Here is a 19,495-nt window from a genome sequence, read left to right on the forward strand (position 1 = left end):
GCCTGATCGCCCGGCGAGCAATTCATATAGCGAATTCCAGGCGCTGATCCCGGGTCCCGGGTAACGCCAGCTCTCGCAAAAAAACATAACGGAATAACTGCGCAAGCCAGCACTTGACTTGGCGCGGGAGGATTTTCTCGTCCCGCGCCTTTACCCAGACAGATCGAGGGCAATCCAAAATGGCCAATTTCAGCAAGTCGGACCTGGAGTTCATCCTCAAGCAAATCTTTATCGCAGAAGCGAACGCCGACGGCGCCAGCCTCATTGATTTGCTTCCCAACACTCAGGTGCCATTCGGCCTGCGTACCGTCGATGGCAGCTTTAATAACCTGGTCACCGGCCAGACTGAATTTGGCGCCGCGGACAACACCTTCCCGCGCCTGCTCGATCCTTCCTTTCTATCGGCGGATTACGCCGGGACAGGGACGGTGATCGACCCGCAACCACGGATTATCAGTAACCTGATCGTCGACCAGACCGCCAATAACCCGGCGGCCTATGCCTCAGCCTTCGACCCGGGCCCGGACGGTGAGCTCAACTTTGGCGCGTTGGGTAATGACGACGTACTCAAGGATGGCGTACAGGTTGTCACCAGCCCCGGGCTGGATGGCGTGTTCGGCACGACCGATGACAAGCCAGTGTTCTTCATGCCCAACGTGTCGCCGGACGTCGGCCTGACCGCCAGTTTCAACTCGTGGATGACCTTCTTCGGCCAGTTCTTCGACCACGGTCTCGACCTGGTCACCAAGAGCGCTACCGACTTCGTATTCATTCCGCTGCAGCCGGATGATCCACTCTTTGACCCAAATAGCCCGACCAACTTCATGGTGCTGAGCCGCGGGACCAACCTGCCAGGGGCGGATGGCGAACTTGGCACGCCCGACGACATCCGTGAGCAAACCAACACCACCTCGCCGTTCGTCGACCAGAGCCAGACCTACAGCTCGCACCCGTCGCATCAGGTGTTCCTGCGCGAGTACGTTCTCAATGCGGCAGGTGATCCTGTTGCAACGGGACGCTTGATTACCGGCGGCGACATTGGCGGCATGGCGACCTGGGCAGTGGTCAAGGCGCAGGCCCGTGACATGCTCGGCATTGACCTGACTGACGCCAATGTACACAGCGTGCCGCTGCTGGCAACCGATGCGTACGGCAACTTCATCCGCGGGCCGAGCGGCATGCCGCAGGTGGTGATGCGCGTCAATAACGGTGCTGACGGCATCGCCGGGACAACTGATGACGTCACTCAACTGGTCGAAGGCAACCGGGATGCTCCGATCAGTCTGGCCAACGCCGTGAGCATCGGGCATGGCTTCCTCGACGACATCGCCCACAATGCCAATCCGACCGCTGGCCTGGCGCCTGATGAGGACACCGTCATTGGCGGCCCGCAATTGGCTGGCACCTACGACAACGAGTTGTTGGATGCGCACTACATTGCCGGCGATGGCCGGGTAAACGAGAACATCGGCCTGACCACCGTGCACCATGTGTTCCACTCCGAGCACAACCGCCTGGTCCAGCAAACCAAGGACACCCTCATTGCCGCCGGCGACCTGGCCTTCCTCAATGAGTGGCTGGTGGACGACGTGGCCGCGATCCCGACTACACCCGCCGAAATCGCGGCATTGGTGTGGGACGGCGAACGCCTGTTCCAGGCCGCCAAGTTCGGCACCGAGATGCAGTACCAGCACCTGGTGTTCGAGGAGTTTGCGCGGACCATTCAGCCGCAGGTCGACGAATTCCTTGCGCCCAGCGGGTATGACACCTCGATCAACCCGGCAATCTTCGCCGAGTTCGCCCACGTGGTGTACCGCTTCGGTCACTCGATGTTGACCGAGACCGTCGATCGCTTCGACCCCGAGTTCAATCCGCTCCTCAACCCGGCCGACCCGGGCTCGCAACTGGGTTTGATCGCGGCCTTCCTCAACCCGCTGGCGTTCGCCGGCAGCGGGGCGACTGCGGACGAAGCGGCAGGGGCGATCATTCGCGGTGTGACCCGCCAGGTCGGCAACGAAATCGATGAGTTCGTCACCGAAGCGTTGCGCAACAACCTGCTCGGTCTACCGCTCGATTTACCGGCCCTGAACCTGGCACGTGGTCGCGACACGGGCATCCCCACCTTGAATGAGGCGCGCCGTGAGTTCTACGCCTCAACCGGCGACAGCCAACTCAGGCCGTACATCAGTTGGGCTGACCTGGCGGAACACCTCAAGCACCCCGAGTCGTTGGTCAACTTCATCGCGGCCTTCGGTACCCACGGGGCATTGACGGCAGCCGATGTGGATACGATGGTCGAGATGCGTGCGGTCGCTGCTGCCCTGGTGTTTGGCGGCAGCGCGGTGATCAATGCCGGCACGGTCAATGAGCGTACCTTTACCGCCAATGAAGAGGATCGCCTGGCATTCCTTAACAGTTCGGGCATCTACGCCATGGTCAATGGCGTCACCACCACCGGTGTGGACGACATCGACTTCTGGGTCGGTGGCCTCGCCGAACAGAAGATGCCGTTTGGCGGCATGCTCGGCTCGACGTTCAACTTCGTGTTTGAAACCCAGATGGAAGCGTTGCAGAACGGCGACCGCTTCTACTACCTGTCGCGTACCGCGGGCCTGGACTTCGGCGCCGAGTTGGAGAACAACTCCTTTGCCAAGCTGATCATGCTCAACAGCGATGTCACCCACCTGGCGAACACCGTGTTCCTGACGCCGACGTTCACCCTCGAAGTGAATCAGGCCACTCAGTTCACTGGCCTTGGCGCGGCCGGCCGCGACGATCCGACGGGCGGCATCATGATCAACGGCGTCGAAGTCGTGCCGCTGGTGATTCGCGACAACCCGGACACCGTGGGTCCAGACACCAATTATCTGCAGTACACCGGTGAAGACCATATCGTCATGGGCGGCACCGCCAACAATGACATCATCATTTCCGGTGAGGGCGATGACACCCTTTACGGCGACGCCGGCGACGACCGCCTCGAAGGCGGTGCCGGGAACGATGCGGTACTGGGTGGCGATGGCGATGACATCATCAGCGACTCGTTCGGTGACAACCGTCTGGAAGGTAATGCCGGTAACGATGTGATCGTGGCCGGCAGCATGTTGGTTGGCGGCAACCTGATCCTGGGTGGCGATGGCCAGGACTTCATCATTACCACCGAAGACATCAGCATCACCTTCGGCGGTCAGGGTGACGACTTCATCCTGGGTGCCAAGACCAACCTGCCACCTACCGGCAACGAAGGCGACGACTGGATCGAGAAGGGCACCCAGGACGGTGCGCCTGGCGATAACTTCTCGCCGCTGCTCAATGACGATGTGATCGGCAACGACATCTTTATTGGTGGTGGCGGATTTGACGAAATGATCGGCGAGGGTGGCGATGACATCTTTGTCGGCAGCGATGCCCAGGACAAGATGGACGGCATGTCCGGTTTCGACTGGATGACCTACAAGAACGACAGGGTCGGTGTGACCGCTGACCTGAGTATGGCCGCGCTGGCACAACCCCACGGCAATACACCCAACCAGAATGCCGGCATATTCAATCCGGTCGGCGCCTCGCCAGCCTCGATTCTCGACCGTTTTGCCGAGGTCGAAGGCTTGTCCGGTTCGAGTTTCGGCGATGTGCTCAGGGGCGATAATGTCGATGCAGACACTATCATCAACCACGGTGGTACCACGGGCAGTGCGCTGACCAATGTCGCGTTGATCGACGGACTGGCCCAGTTCCTGGCCGATGCCGGTTTGCCCGTCACTGGCTTTGCCACTGGCAACATCATCCTCGGCGGCGATGGCAGCGACCTGATCGAGGGCCGCGGTGGCGATGACCTGATCGATGGCGACAAATGGATCAACGTCAGGATTGCCGTTTATGCCCCTGGTGATGTCAACCATACCGGCCCCGAAATCGCCTCCTTCGACAGCATGGTCGATATGATTCCGTTCATGCTGGACCGCACCTATAACCCGGGTCAGCTCAAGGCCGTGCGGGAAATCATGCCCGGCACCTCGACGGGCGGGGCGGCCTTCGACACCGCCATCTACTCCGGGATTCAGGCCGAGTATACGGTTTTTGTTGACGAACGCGGCACGGCGGACGATTTGACGGACGATGTCTATACAGTGATAGATAGCGTAGCGGGCCGCGACGGCATCGATACCCTGCTGCATATCGAACGCTTGCAGTTTGCCGATAACCAGCTAGTGCTGCTGGAGGGGCTCAATGCCCAACCGGATGGCAGTCCGACTGTCGCGGATGGCAACGGCGGCGCGATCACGGTGGGCGATTTACTGACTGTCAGCGTGGCCGGGGTGAGCGATGACGACAACGTCACGGCGGGTAATCCGCAGGGCTTGATCACCAACTCCTCGGTGTCCTACATCTGGCAGTTCGAGGCCGATCCAGGCACTGGCGTATTCGAGGACATCATTCTGTTGCCGGCGGGCGACCTGGCGTTCCAAAGCGCCGACGGCACTGCGTTCAAGGTCTCTCCTGACCTCGCCGGGTTGTCGTTGCGGGTCAAGGCGATCTATCAGGACGGTCACGGCACCACGGAGATCCTGTTCTCCACGCCGACGGCTGCCGTAGTCGCCGGTGCACCGGTCACGCCAACGCCGCTGGTACCTGTAGTCGATGCCACCGAGGGTGGCGCCGGCCTTCACATGGTCCGCTCCGACCTCAACTTCATTCTTGACCAGATCAAGATTGCCGAGGCTGATGCGGGCGGTCAGGACATCCTCTCGCTGATCCCGAATATCCGCGCGCCGCTGGGCCTGCGTACGGTCGACGGGTCGAACAACAATCTGATGAACCTCAACGGCATTAACAACACCGAGTTTGGTGCCGCCGATAACCTCTTTCCGCGCTTGACCGATCCGGTGTTCAATCCGGCGGAAGGTGTTCCTGCCGGCTTCTTCGGCCCCGGCTCGCCGGCTATCCCTGGATCGTCGTATGCGCAGACCAGCGGCAATGTGTTTGACTCGCAGCCGCGCACCATCAGTAACCTGATCGTCGACCAGACGTCGAACAACCCGGCGGCCTATGCCACGGCTTTCGACCCGGGCCTGGACGGTGTGCTCAACTTCGGCGTTGTGGGTACGGGTAATGACGACGTACTCAAGGATGGCGTACGGATAGTCGCCAGCCCCGGGCTGGATGGTCAGTTCGGTACTGGTGATGATCACGATGTGTACTTTTTCGAGAACACCACGGCAGACGCGGGGTTGTCCGCGCCGTTCAACGCCTGGATGACCTTCTTCGGGCAGTTCTTCGATCATGGCCTGGACCTGGTCACCAAAGGTGGTTCGGGTACCGTCTTCATTCCGCTTAAGGAGGATGATCCACTCTTTGTCGCAGGTAGCCCGACGAACTTCATGGTGCTGACCCGCGCGACCAACCAGCCAGGGGCGGATGGCCTTCTTGGCACGCCCGACGACATCCATGAGCACACCAACACCACCTCGCCGTTCGTGGACCAGAACCAGACCTATAGCTCGCACCCGTCGCATCAGGTGTTCCTGCGTGCTTATCAGCTGACCGACGCCGGCCCCATAGCGACTGGCAGGTTGATCACTAACCGTGATCTGGGGGGGGATGGCACGTTTGGTACCTTTGACGACGTTGAAATCGGTGGCATGGCCACCTGGAAGGTGGTCAAGGCGCAAGCCCGTGACATTCTCGGCATCAACCTGACCGACGCCGACGTCGATAATGCCCCGCTGTTGGCGACCGATGACTATGGCAATTTCATCAAGGGGCCGAACGGCTTCCCAATGGTCGTGATGAAGGGGGTTGACGGTCTTGGCGGCACGCCGGATGACTTCCTTGCCGAAGGCAATCCGCTTGATCCCGTTGACCTGACCGATGCCGTGCGCACCGGTCACCAGTTCCTCGTCGACATTAACCACAATGCAGTGCCGGTGGACGGCCAGACCGGCGCAGCGCTCCTGCCCGATGTGGGCGATGTCGTGGGTGATACACCTGCGCCGGGCTTCTACGACAACGAACTGTTGGATGCGCACTACATCGCTGGCGACGGCCGCGTCAACGAGAACATCGGCCTGACCGCGGTGCATGCGATCTTCCACTCCGAGCACAACCGCCTGGTTGCGCAGACCAAGGACACCGTGCTCGATTCGGGTGACGTGGCCTTCCTCAACGAGTGGCTGCTCACTCCGGTGAGTGCATTGCCAGCCAACCAGGCTGAGATCGATGCGCTGGTGTGGAATGGCGAGCGCTTGTTCCAGGCGGCCAAGTTCGGCACCGAGATGCAGTATCAGCACCTGGTGTTCGAGGAGTTTGCGCGGACCATCCAGCCCAACATCGACCTGTTTTTCGCACCGACCCAGGTCTACGACGTCGACCTCGATGCTTCGATCGTCGCCGAGTTCGCCCATACCGTGTACCGGTTTGGCCACTCGATGCTGACCGAGACCGTCGATCGTTACAATATCGACTTCAGCGTGGTGGGCGATCCGGCCAACGCTAATCCCGATCAGCAACTGGGCTTGATCGCGGCGTTCCTCAACCCGTTGGCGTACGCCGCCAGTGGCCTGACGCCAGAGGATGCGACCAGTGCGATCATACGTGGGGTGACCCGGCAAGCCGGTAACGAAATTGACGAGTTCGTCACCGAGGCGCTGCGCAATAACCTGCTCGGCCTGCCGCTCGACCTGCCGGCGATCAACATCGCCCGTGGCCGCGACGTGGGGATTCCCTCACTCAATGCGATCCGCCGCGACATCTACAGCCAAACCGGTGATACCCAACTCAAGCCGTACACCAGTTGGGTCGATCTGGTGCAGCACCTCAAGCATCCGGAGTCGTTGATCAACTTCATCGCGGCCTATGGCACGCATAGCACGATCACGGGGGTGGATACGCTGGAAGGCAAGCGCGCTGCAGCCCTGGCGCTGGTATTCGATGAGGGTGTGGGTTCGCCGGATGACCGCCTGGACTTCCTCAACAGCACCGGTGCCTATGCCAACGTAGCGGGTGTGACAGTCACGGGCGTCGATGCCATCGACCTCTGGATCGGCGGCCTGGCCGAACAGAAAACCCCGTTCGGCGGCATGCTCGGCTCGACCTTCAACTTCGTGTTCGAAAACCAGCTGGAAAAACTGCAGGACGGTGACCGCTTCTACTACCTGGAGCGTACCGCTGGCCTGTCGATGAATGCGGAACTTGAAAGCAACTCGTTCGCCAAGCTGATCATGGCCAACACCTCGGCCACGCACTTGCCGGGCCTGGTGTTCTCGGACCCGGGGTTCTACCTGGAAGTGGACCGGGCCAAGCAATTCAACGAAGTCCTGCTCTCCGCCGATCCGCTCGGCCCGAACGGCGAGCAGGTGGTGTTCCGTGACAACCCGCTGACCGCAGGGCCGGACGCCAACTACATCAGGTACACAGGTGACGAGCACATCGTGCTGGGTGGCACCGACAACGCCGATATCCTCATCTCCAGTGAAGGCGATGACACGGTCTGGGGCGATGCCGGCAACGATCGCATCGACGGCGGTGACGGCAACGACCAACTGCGCGGTGGCGCTGGCGACGACATCATCACCGACACTGGCGGCGACGATAACCTCCAGGGTGGCGACGGCAACGACGTGCTGCACGGAGGCAACGGCGTCAACCTGATCATTGGCGGGTTCGGTAGCGACTTCATCATTACTGGTGAGGACGCCTCCGAGGCCATTGGTGGCCAGGGCAATGACTTCATCCTGGGCAGCAAAGCCAACGAACAGGACATGGGTAACGAAGGCGACGACTGGATCGAGAAGGGCACCTCGGACGGTGCGCCTGGCGACAACTTCGATCCGCTGGGCAACGACCCGGTCATTGGCCACGATGTCTACATCGGCGGTAACGAGAACGATAAGTTCAACGGCGAAGGCGGCGACGACATCATGGTCGGCAGTCTCGGCTTCGGTGACCGCTATATCGGCGGCTCGGGCTATGACTGGGCGACCTTCAAGGATCTAGCCCAGGGTGTGACCGTCGATTACAGCGATCGCTTCTTCGATGTGCCTCCGCAGCCGGGTTCGGGTGCTTCGGCGCTGGTGCGCTTCGACATCATGGAAGGTCTGTCGGGTTCGTCCCACGGTGACTTCCTGCGCGGTGATAACGAAGATGCGACATCGCTACCCACCGCGGGTGCAACCGGCAGTGTGCTGACCAACATCAGCCTGATCAACGGTCTGGCGGCTCTGCTACCAGCCGGAGCGACGTTCTTCGACGGCGGTAACATCATCCTCGGTGGCAGCGGCAGCGACCTCATTGAAGGTCGCGGTGGTGACGACATCATCGACGGTGACAAGTGGCTGAACGTACGCATCAGCGTACGGGCAAATGCTGATGGCACTGGCGGGGAAATCGCCACGTTCGACAGCATGGGGCCGATGGTCCAGGCGATGTTGAACGGTACTTACAACCCGGGCCAGCTGGTTATCGTGCGGGAGATTCTGACCGGCACTGACAACTTCGACACTGCGGTGTTCTCCGGTAATGCGTCGGAGTACACAGTCGCTGTCGATGGCAACGCCGTCATCGTGACCGACCTGGTTGCAGGGCGTGATGGCATCGATCGCCTGACGGGCATCGAGCGTTTGCAGTTCGCTGACGAGGCGCAACCGTCCGGCGTTGGCACCGCCTTGAACAGCGCTCCTGTGGGGCGTCTGGCGATCCTCGATGCTGCCACCGGTGCGCGTGCCGATGCGCCTGTCGCCGGCCAGCTGCTGCGCGTCAGCAGCCAGTCGATACGCGACGCCAACAGTGTCAGTGCGGCCAATCCGACCGGCGCGGTTACCGGTCCAGTGGCGTACTACTGGCAGGTGGAAAACATCCCGGGTTCGGGCGTCTTTGAAGACATCACCTTTATCGCCGCAGGCGAGGCTTCGCGGGCGATTGGCGCGACCTACCTGGTGGCGGACGATGTCGCCGGTCTGAACATCCGCGTTCGGGCGGTGTATCAGGATGGCAGTAGTACGCTGGAAATCGTCGACTCGTCGGCGAACAATGCACCGACTGCAGGACCGACCATCCTCGGGGTTGCATTTCCGAGCCAGGTGTTGACCGCCGACACGTCGACCATCATCGACGTCGATGGCCTCAGCAATCCGCAGTTCACTTTCCAGTGGCAGGAGACCAATGGGGTCACCTTCGTCGACATCGTCGGAGCCACCGGTAGCACGTTCACGCTTGGCCAGGCTCAGGTCGGCGATCAGGTGCGCGTGGTGGTCAGTTACGTGGATGACTTCGGTGCGGCCGAAAGCATTGCGTCCGACGCTACGGCCCCGGTGGCCGCCGGTACTCTGTTTGTCGGTACCGCCGGTGTCGACATATGGACCGGCACGGCATTCGACGACATTGCCAGCGGAGGTGCTGGCAACGACATCCTGAATGGCTTGGGCGGCAACGACCTCCTCAATGGTGACGAGGGTGATGACGCCCTCATCGGCGGTAGCGGTGCCGACACGATGGCCGGCGGTGCTGGCAACGATGTCTACGAAGTCACCGACTTTGGAGACGTGGTGACCGAGCTCGCCGGTGCCGGCGGCGACGCGGTGTGGACCTCGCTCGCAAGCTACACCCTGGCTGCTAACGTCGAGAGTCTGTTTTTCGGCGGCAGCGGCAACTTCGTGGGCATCGGCAACGCGCTCGGCAACTTTATCGTGGGCGGTGCGGGTGATGACGCCCTCATCGGCGGTGGCGGTGCCGACACAATGGCCGGCGGTGCTGGCAACGATGTCTACGAAGTCACCGACGTTGGGGACGTGGTGAGCGAGCTCGCCGGTGCCGGCGGCGACGCGGTGTGGACCTCGCTCGCGAGCTACACCCTGGCCGATAACGTCGAGAGTCTGTTTTTCGGCGGCAGCGGCAACTTCGTGGGCATCGGCAACGTGCTCGGCAACTTTATCGTGGGCGGTGCGGGTGATGACGCCCTCATCGGCGGTGGCGGTGCCGACACGATGGCCGGCGGTGCTGGCAACGATGTCTACGAAGTCACCGACGTTGGGGACGTGGTGAGCGAGCTCGCCGGTGCCGGCGGCGATGCGGTGTGGACCTCGCTCGCGAGCTATACCCTGGCTGACAACGTCGAGAGTCTGTTTTTCGGCGGCAGCGGCAACTTCGTGGGCATCGGCAACGCGCTCGGCAACTTTATCGTGGGCGGTGCGGGTAATGACGCACTCCTCGGCGGTGGCGGTGCCGACACGATGGCCGGCGGTGCTGGCAACGATGTCTACGAAGTCACCGACCTTGGGGATGTGGTGAGCGAGCTCGCCGGTGCCGGCAGTGACACGGTGTGGACCTCGCTCGCGAGTTACACCCTGGATGCCAACGTCGAGAGTCTGTTTTTCGGTGGCAGCGGCAACTTCGCGGGCACCGGCAACGGGCTGGCCAACAGGATCGAGGGTGGTGCAGGTAACGATGTCCTCACCGGCGGTGGCGGTAACGACCTGATGAGTGGCGGCGTCGCCGGCAACGATACGTTCGCGTTTGCTGCGGGTTTCGGCAGCGATACGATCCTGAACTTCGGAGCCAATCCGGCCGGGCAGGACTTGCTCAATATCACGGCGCTGGGGATCAACAGCGCGACGTTCGCTGCCAACGTGACCATAACGGCTAACGGGGCTGACACGGTGATAGGGATCGGGGCGGACACCATTCAGCTGGTTGGTGTCAACAGCGCGGCCGTTGATCAGACGGACTTCATTCTGGCCACTTGAGGTCCTGGTCAGTACTGTCGCAGGGAGCGAGGACAGCGGAGGGGAGGGCAATGGATGCCCTCCCTTTCTCCTGCCATTCGATTGCCCATTAGCTATCGGGGTGCCAGCAGCGTACTGGAACTCATCAAGGCAGGTTGGAACCGAACTGCGAAATCAAAGAAACAATGGAAAAAGGAAACCCGGCCTTGAACATTTCAGCCATCTGCCTCTTGAGCAGCCTATTGGTTTCGGTCGCGGCTTCTGCCAGTGGGGTCACTCCGCTCTTCGACCTGGACTTCACCAGATCAGCCACGCAAACGCTCAAAGAAATGGGCATCAACGACGCCTGTATTATCGCCGTCTCAAGTCCTGCTGCGTTTACCTACTGCCGGGAAGGATCATCAACGCTCTGGCAGTATCAGGCGCTGGATCTGGAGCAACAGGCGGTGATCCAGATTGGCCAAAGGCGGTCTTCGGCGGACTATCGACGAATTACTGTTGTGGAAGTCGATAGTGTTGCTTGCGAACAGGATCACCTTGCGCCATTGGTTAAACCGGCTATCAGGCACGGACTTGTCCTTGGCCTGATTACCCTGTTTCTGTTGGCCGGCCTGCGATATACCTACCGGGCAATCATGCATGGCTGTTATGACCAGGCCGGATTTTCGAAGTTCGGCTTGCAGCGCCTGGACGAATCCTGGTCAACGCAAAACTCAACGGTAATGGCGTTGGTCGCGTGGGGTATCGTGGCAGCTACGGCATTTATCTACTTCGGGTTTTGAGTGTCACCACAATTAACGGGCATGCCGTTTTCCTGTGCGAGCAGTAGCAAGCGCATGCCAAGCCGGTTCTGAGTTGCTGCTCATTTCGATCAATAAGTTGTCATTTATGGTCATTGAGGGATGGCGGCGCGACTCTTAGTCTGTCGAACATGACTGATGGGGGCCGTAGAGCTCCTGCACTTTCCGTGATCGCTCGATGTGGAGTTACCGATGACCGCCACTCAATACCCGCACCTGCTGGCTCCGCTGGACCTGGGGTTCACCACGCTGCGCAATCGCACCTTGATGGGGTCGATGCACACTGGCCTTGAAGAGAAACCGGGTGGATTCGAGCGCATGGCGGCGTACTTTGCCGAGCGTGCCCGTGGCGGTGTCGGCCTGATGGTCACCGGCGGTATCGGCCCGAACGACGAGGGTGGCGTGTATTCCGGCGCGGCCAAGCTGACGACCGAAGAAGAGGCGCTCAAGCACCGTATCGTCACCCGTGCCGTACATGACGCGGGCGGCAAGATCTGCATGCAGATCCTCCATGCCGGTCGTTATGCCTACAGCCCGAAACAGGTTGCCCCCAGCGCGATCCAGGCACCGATCAACCCGTTCAAGCCCAAGGAACTGGACGAGGAAGGCATCGAGAAGCAGATCAGCGATTTCGTCACCTGCTCGGTACTGGCACAAACCGCCGAGTACGACGGCGTGGAAATCATGGGCTCCGAAGGTTATTTCATTAACCAGTTCCTCGCCGCCCACACCAACCACCGCACCGACCGCTGGGGCGGCAGCTACGAAAACCGCATGCGCCTGCCGGTGGAAATCGTGCGTCGCGTGCGTGAAGCTGTGGGTCCGAACTTCATCATCATTTTCCGTCTGTCGATGCTCGACCTGGTCGAAGGCGGCAGCACCTGGGAAGAGATCGTTCAGCTGGCCAAGGCCATCGAGCAGGCCGGTGCGACCATCATCAACACCGGTATCGGCTGGCACGAAGCGCGGATTCCGACCATCGCCACCAAAGTGCCGCGCGCGGCCTTCAGCAAGGTCACGGCCAAGCTGCGGGGGTCGGTCAATATTCCGCTGATCACCACCAACCGTATCAACACCCCGGAAGTGGCCGAGCAGATCCTGGCCGAAGGCGATGCCGACATGGTGTCCATGGCGCGGCCGTTTCTCGCCGACCCGGATTTCGTCAACAAGGCCGCTGAAGGTCGCGCCGATGAAATCAACACCTGCATCGGTTGCAACCAGGCTTGCCTCGATCACACCTTCGGCGGCAAGCTGACCAGTTGCCTGGTCAACCCGCGTGCCTGCCACGAAACCGAGCTCAACTATCTGCCGGTGCAGCAGCTGAAGAAAATTGCCGTGGTCGGTGCCGGCCCGGCCGGTTTATCCGCCGCGACCGTGGCCGCCGAGCGTGGCCATCAGGTGACGCTGTTCGATTCGGCCAGCGAAATCGGTGGTCAGTTCAACATCGCCAAGCGCGTTCCGGGCAAGGAAGAGTTCTTTGAGACCATTCGCTACTTCAACCGCAAGTTGCAGACCACCAACGTCGAGGTGTGTCTGAACACCCGCGTCGACGTGGCCGGGCTGATCGAGGGCGGCTACGACGAGATCATTCTGGCCACCGGCATTGCGCCGCGCGTGCCGGCCATCCCAGGGGTGGAAAGCGCCAAAGTGCTGAGCTACCTGGACGTGATCCTGGAGCGCAAACCGGTCGGCAAGCGCGTCGCGGTGATTGGTGCCGGTGGTATCGGTTTCGATGTTTCCGAGTTCCTTGTGCATGAAGGTGTCGCTACCAGTCAGGATCGCGCCGCGTTCTGGAAGGAATGGGGCATCGATACGCACCTTGAGGCACGCGGCGGTGTCGCGGGTATCAAGGCCGCGCCCCATGCGCCGGCCCGCGAGGTGTTCCTGCTGCAACGCAAGACGTCCAAGGTCGGCGACGGCCTGGGCAAGACCACCGGCTGGATTCATCGCACCGGCCTTAAGAACAAGCAGGTGCAGATGCTCAACAGCGTCGAATACCTGAAGATCGACGACGAAGGTCTGCACATCCGCATCGGCGAAACCGGCGAGCCACAGGTGCTGCCAGTGGACAACATCGTGATTTGCGCCGGACAGGATCCGCTGCGCGAGTTGCATGACGGCCTGGTGTCGGCGGGGCAGAGCGTGCACCTGATCGGCGGCGCGGATGTCGCGGCAGAACTGGATGCCAAGCGGGCGATCAATCAGGGGTCGCGGTTGGCGGCGCAGTTGTAACTCACATCGTTTGGGTTCACAGCACAAATCGGCTGTTAAGATGCCGGATCTTCCAAAGATCCGGCATCATGCTTTCTCCTCCAGACAATTGGCTTCATCAAGCCCCCCTCGACCCCCTTCGCCTCGACTGGCTCACTCAATCCGGAATCGAAGTGGCGATCCTGCGCCTGGACCAGATCGATCCGCTGATCAGTGGCAACAAATGGTTCAAGCTCGTCGAACACCTAAAAGCCGCCGACCGCTTGGGTGCCGAAGGCATCATCAGCCTGGGTGGGGCGCACTCCAATCACCTCCACGCGTTGGCGGCGGCGGGCAAGCGCCTGGGCTTTTCCACTGTCGGCCTGTTGCGCGGGCATCCTCAGCAAACCCCGACGGTCAAGGACTTGCAGGCGTTCGGCATGCAGTTGCACTGGCTGGGTTACGCAGGCTATCGAGCGAGGCATGAAGCGGGTTTCTGGCAACCCTGGCAAACCCGCTATCCGACGTTGCATCCGGTGCCTGAAGGGGGAGGCGGTTTGCCTGGCGCCCTGGGTTGCATGCAACTGCGGGCCGGCGTTTGCGCGCAATTGGAGGGCTTGGGCTGGAGCGACTACGACGGCTGGTGGCTGGCCTGCGGGACCGGCACGACCCTGGCCGGCCTGGTGCTGGCCGAAGCGGGGGATCATCCGGTGTACGGTGCCCTGGCAGTGCCTGATGATCACGGGGTGGCGCAGCAGGTCGAGCGGATCGTGCAGGAAGCGGGTGTGGGCGATGCGGTGTATGAGCTGTTCGAGGCCAGTCGTGGCGGGTTTGCCAAGGTTGATCCGCTGTTGCTCGACTTTATCGAAAAGACCGGGCAGGTCAGCAGTCTTCCCCTGGAACCGCTGTACACCGGTAAGGCGCTCATGGCCCTCAAGCAACAAGTCGAGGCGAGCAAGTTTGCCCGGGGCACGCGGCTGATCTTCGTCCACACGGGCGGCTTGCAGGGGCGGCGGGGATTCAGTCCACAAATCTGAAGCACACATGCAATCTCATGTGGGAGCGAGCCTGCTCGCGAAGGCGGTAGTACATCCAGCATCGACGCGCCTGTCACACCGCTTTCGCGAGCAGGCTCGCTCCCACAGGTTTTGCCTGTGGCCTCAGATATCGCGGTTCACCCGCTTGGGCATCATCCGCAGCAAGGTGTTATCGCCCACCACATAGTGGTGATACAGCCCGGCCGCGGCATGCAGGCCGATCAGCCAATAGCCGATAGTGCCGCCGAGCTCATGCCATTCCTGAAGCTGTTTGGCCAGGTCCTTGTTTTCCGCTACCAGCATCGGCAGGTCGAAACCGTAGAACATCACCTGATTGCCTTTGGCGCTGGTGACCAGCCACCCGAGAATCGGCGTGACGATCATGAAAATGTACAGCGCCCAGTGCATCAGCCTGGCCAGCGTCGTTTGCCAGTGCGGCGAGGCCGGGAAGATCTGCGGCGCCGGGCCGAGGCTGCGCGCGAACAATCGCAGCCAGACCAGAACGAATACGGTCAGGCCGAGCATGAAGTGTGACTCGACGATCAGCGTGCGCCCGCCACTGCCCTTGGGAAAGAACCCGCGAAACTCGATACAGGCGTAAACCAGCACCAGCAGGACCAGCATCAACCAATGCAGCGCAATCGATACGGTGCTGTAGCGCGACTCGGAGTTTTTCCACGGCATACGGTGTTCCTCAGAGGTCCGGTTTAAAGCCACCGTTCTTGGCCGACGGTGTGCTTTAACTGTAATCCTGTTTCACCGGGTTTGCCTGAGGCGATTGGTCGCTGGATGCTCTTGCTCTGGTAGTAGGGAGAAAAAATCTCCCGATTCACAGCCACGAAAAAGGGGACTTGCGTCCCCTTGCGGTGTTGCCTTGTGCAGCCCTAAACCATCAGTAGATGTCCTTCGACAACAAGGTGAACGGCGTCTTCACCAGAATCTTCAGGTCCAGCCACAACGACCAGTTGTTGATGTACTTGAGGTCGATCTCGACACGCTTCTGCATCTTGTCGATGGTGTCCGTCTCGCCACGGCAACCATTGATTTGCGCCAGGCCCGTAATGCCCGGTTTGATTCGATGGCGCGCCATGTAGGCGAGAATTTTCCCGGAGTAGTAGTTGTTGTGCGCGATGGCATGAGGGCGCGGGCCGACCAGCGCCATTTGTCCTTGCAGCACGTTGAACAGTTGCGGCAACTCGTCCAGCGAAGTGCGACGGATGAAGCGTCCGACGGCGGTGATACGCGAGTCGTTACGGCTGGCCTGCTTGACTTCATGGTCGTCGTGCACACGCATGGAGCGGAACTTCCAGACCTGAATCACTTTGCCGTTCCAGCCATGGCGGTCCTGCTTGAAGAACACCGGGCCGGGGGAGTTGAGCTTTACGGCCAGGGCAATGATCAGCAACACCGGGCTCAGCAGGATAATGGCCAGCAGGGCCACGCTTTTTTCCACCAGGCTTTTACTGAGCGCGGCAGTGGGCCGGCTGGTCAGCGGACTTTCGTTCAAGTAGATCGCCGGCAGGCCGTCCACGACTTTAACCGAGTGATTGAGCAGCGTCAGGCTGTTCAAATCCGGCACCCAGACCACATCAACGTTGGCATCCAGCAAATCGACGTACATGGCTTCGATTTTTGCCGCTTCCGACAGGGGCAGCGTGATGTACAAACGACGGATGTCATGGGTCTTGATCAGTTCCAGCAGGTCCTCCTGGGCACCGACGATGCGCGGTGCGCCCGGTTCCGGGGCAGGAAGGGGACCGTTGCTGACCAGGCCCACCAACGGCAGGTTTTCGAGGTCGCTGAGCTTGTTCGCCAATCCCAGCGCCAGTTCACCGGTGCCGACGATCAGGGTTTTATGCTCGCTTTTGCGTGACCGCTGGTAGAACTTCGAGAACGCATGCAGTGGCGCATACAGCAACGCCTGACCGAGGAAGCCGTACACCGCCCAACCCAGGATGACTTGTCGGGAAAACAGCTCATCGGCCTTGCAGACAAACGCGATGCACGCCAGCGCTGCCATCGTCATGGACCAGCCCATGAACAGGCGTCCCAGCCCTGACAGATAATTGTCTCTTTTGCGGTACACGCCGCTGAACGTATAAGCCGGAACCGAGGCCAGTACGGCGAGCGTTGCGCACATTCGGTAATAGAACTCGACCGTTCCAGTGTGCCGCTCGGCAAGTATGAACAACAGGGAAACTACAAAGCCCTGTGCCAGCGCCCATTGCCCCCAAAAGGTAAGTCCCTTGAGGCCGGTGTTTCGATTGATACTAAGAGTAAGATCCATACAATATCCCCAAAAGACGTCCATTCAGGTTTCGACAGTTGAAATCCGAGTTGTTAAGTAGACTTATTGTTGTTGTTAGAGCGAGTGTCCTGAGGTAACAACGTCGATATGCCGAGCTGTCGTCAGTCAATAGACTAAGTTATTGGCGGAGATGCTGTCTGACGAGTTCTAACAAGATGGCAAAGTGCCAACTATTAAATTTTTAGAAAAGGTCGAGCGTTAGAAAAGGTCGAATGGAAGGGGGTGAATAATTAGAGAGGTGTTTGGTATTGTAGGAGGGGTGGGGATGAGGGCGGTCTGACTAGCGCGGAGGTTGAAACCAAACAGAGTGCTCTTTTTATTGTTGTAATCGCACTGTTTCTGTTTGTTTTATTCGCTAAAGGTGGAGGTGTTTACGCCACGACTTCCTGGATCAGGCAATAGCCACGATTTCTCACTGCACGAAACAACCGTTCCCCGTTACTCGCATTTTTGAATTTGTCTTGCAGTCGACTCAGGCACATTTCCAGGCCTCGGTATTGTTCCGGTTCCCTGCCGATGCTGAGGATCAGTTCGTCTCGACTTACGACACGCTCTTCATGGTGCAGCATTTTCTTTACCAGCGCGGCTTCCAGGCCGGTCAGGCTGATCTCGACACCTTCTTTAATCAATGCGCTTTGATCATCGTCGAGTTGCCAGGCTTCGCTGCAAGGAATGTCACCCTCGATTGTTCGCGGAATATCGCGTGTTGCCCCCGCTGTTTCCGGCATATTGTGGAATGGACTCGCCGATTGCGCTGCCAGCCATTCGGATTCCAGGGTGGCCAATAGTCGCTGTGTATCATGTTCGATACTGCGTGCGACGTTCTTCCTTGAAACGCTTGGGTAGCTGAACTCCATCAGCACGGGAGCGGAAGAGGGCGAAGCAACACCTTCAATAAACATTTGTGCCTGGGAGGTGCCAAACGAGTTGAAGCGCTCACTGGACAGGATGGTCTCAAGTTCACGCTGCGACGTAGTGCTGTGGGTCACGACGACAAAGTATTTTCTTGGGAGGGTTGTACTAGTTTCCATGTCTCTCTCCTGAAGTACACACCAAATTTGGCTAAAAGATGATCGGCAGGGGAGTAATGACTCCCTGGGAAGTAGTCGAAAGGCAGGGTCTGGGCCCAAATTTGGCCCTCGATGGGTTCCACTCGATCTGCTGCTATAGAATAAACTTTTATTGTTATGGTTCGATGTTGCCACGGTCATGGAATCGATAAATGCCTTTGGTATGAAATACAAAAATACGATGAAGTCGAGACCTTTGTCGTTAAGGAAGTCGTCTGTTTAATTGATGCTAAAGCGCCATCTATTCTGAGTGTCAGGGGGTTGAGATCAGCCCCCTCATCAACCGGTACCCATGCCCACGGATGCTCTGTATGGCGTTTGTGCCATACATGTCCTTGATTTTTCCACGAAGGCGACTGATCGACTTTTCCAACGCCCTCGGGTCATAAAAGTTGGTGTTGAGCCCCATGATGTTGGCGATTTCATCGTGACTTAGTATGTGGTTACTGGTTTGCGCGAAGGCTTCGAGGATCTTCATTTCTGCAAAGGAGATGTCCAGCTTCTTGCTGGTACCCAGTAGACAAATACGGGTCGGGTCCAATATCAAATTGATATCTCTTTGCCATTCTTCACTGCTGAAAAACTCGGCAAGCAACTCAGAGCTTTCATCGGAAAGGGTATTGAACTTGATGCAGTAGTCGGCACCCGCAAGATAGTACTTGATCTTGTTGTAGGTGCCTCGGCCCGTGATGACCGCGCAAATGATGGGTTTCAAGTTGCCGGTGCGCAGGTTTTCCACTAGCGCGAGGCTTTCCTCGAGGGCCTGGGGGCTGTCGATGATGATGAAGATGGCGCGATACGAACCAGAGCGTTCATTCTTCTTGAATGAACTAGTGTAGGAGTTGGCCTCTAGTGCCATATCGGTCCGCACATGCCTTGCGACTAGCGCTCTAAAATGTTCAGCCACGCCACGGGTACGGCCCAGAGTGAGAACACCGGGCTCATCGTTTGTCTGGCGCTGGCTTCTAGTCGCTAAGTTCCCTGTAAGCATCATGCATTGACTCGAATAGGTGCTGACATCGGGATGTTAAAGCACCGGTTCTCATCTGTGACTGACAATTGGTAACATTTACGCGAATTTTAGACGTGGCTCCCGAGTTTTCTAACAATAACTAAGCTTTTCAAACTTTTAGTTGATTTTCTCGGCGGGCTGAACTAGTGAAATAGCGTCGTTAGATGGTGGCAATATGGAATTGTGCCACTATTTTGAAACGGTGGCGATTATTTTTTATGTCCTTTTGCCACTGTTTGGCCCACTGCGTGCCACCATTCATGCCAAGGACTGAACTCAGTAAGCCATGCAATTAGTGTGAGGGCGATCACACTTTATTGAATGGCGAGACTTTTTTCTACTGAATACCTAAATATTTTTCCG

The 19,495-nt window shown here is 59.3% G+C and carries 8 protein-coding genes; 4 read left to right on the forward strand and 4 right to left on the reverse strand.

Annotation, left to right across the window (positions count from 1 at the left end):
- Positions 1–179: 179 nt before the first annotated feature.
- The 4 genes from AC3IX1_RS09620 to AC3IX1_RS09635 all read left to right on the forward strand — a co-directional run bounded on the left by AC3IX1_RS09620 (position 180) and on the right by AC3IX1_RS09635 (position 14,742).
- Positions 180–10,736 carry a peroxidase family protein gene (locus tag AC3IX1_RS09620; protein WP_489387976.1) on the forward strand — a complete coding sequence of 3,519 codons (10,557 nt, stop codon included), beginning with the start codon at positions 180–182 and terminating at the stop codon, positions 10,734–10,736.
- A gap of 185 nt (positions 10,737–10,921) precedes the next feature.
- Complete coding sequence (locus AC3IX1_RS09625) at positions 10,922–11,497, forward strand: hypothetical protein (RefSeq protein ID WP_489387977.1); 576 nt, start codon at positions 10,922–10,924, stop codon at positions 11,495–11,497.
- Between the two features lie 210 nt (positions 11,498–11,707).
- Positions 11,708–13,747, forward strand: coding sequence for a 2,4-dienoyl-CoA reductase FMN-binding domain-containing protein (locus AC3IX1_RS09630; RefSeq protein WP_489387978.1), 2,040 nt, complete (start codon positions 11,708–11,710; stop codon positions 13,745–13,747).
- 68 nt (positions 13,748–13,815) lie between these two features.
- Entirely contained in the window at positions 13,816–14,742 is a 927-nt protein-coding gene (locus tag AC3IX1_RS09635) for a 1-aminocyclopropane-1-carboxylate deaminase/D-cysteine desulfhydrase (protein ID WP_489387979.1), read from the forward strand.
- 123 nt (positions 14,743–14,865) lie between these two features.
- Here the strand turns inward: AC3IX1_RS09635 and AC3IX1_RS09640 are convergent, their stop codons facing one another.
- The 4 genes from AC3IX1_RS09640 to AC3IX1_RS09655 all read right to left on the reverse strand — a co-directional run bounded on the left by AC3IX1_RS09640 (position 14,866) and on the right by AC3IX1_RS09655 (position 19,114).
- Entirely contained in the window at positions 14,866–15,426 is a 561-nt protein-coding gene (locus AC3IX1_RS09640) for a cytochrome b (protein WP_489387980.1), read from the reverse strand.
- A 208-nt stretch (positions 15,427–15,634) separates the two neighbouring features.
- Positions 15,635–17,029 carry an undecaprenyl-phosphate glucose phosphotransferase gene (locus tag AC3IX1_RS09645; RefSeq protein ID WP_489387981.1) on the reverse strand — a complete coding sequence of 465 codons (1,395 nt, stop codon included), beginning with the start codon at positions 17,027–17,029 and terminating at the stop codon, positions 15,635–15,637.
- Between the two features lie 392 nt (positions 17,030–17,421).
- Entirely contained in the window at positions 17,422–18,081 is a 660-nt protein-coding gene (locus AC3IX1_RS09650; RefSeq protein WP_489387982.1) for a winged helix-turn-helix domain-containing protein, read from the reverse strand.
- A 292-nt stretch (positions 18,082–18,373) separates the two neighbouring features.
- Complete coding sequence (locus AC3IX1_RS09655; protein WP_489387983.1) at positions 18,374–19,114, reverse strand: winged helix-turn-helix domain-containing protein; 741 nt, start codon at positions 19,112–19,114, stop codon at positions 18,374–18,376.
- Positions 19,115–19,495 lie beyond the last annotated feature (381 nt).

It is taken from the genome of Pseudomonas sp. KH_046_2 (assembly GCF_057838985.1).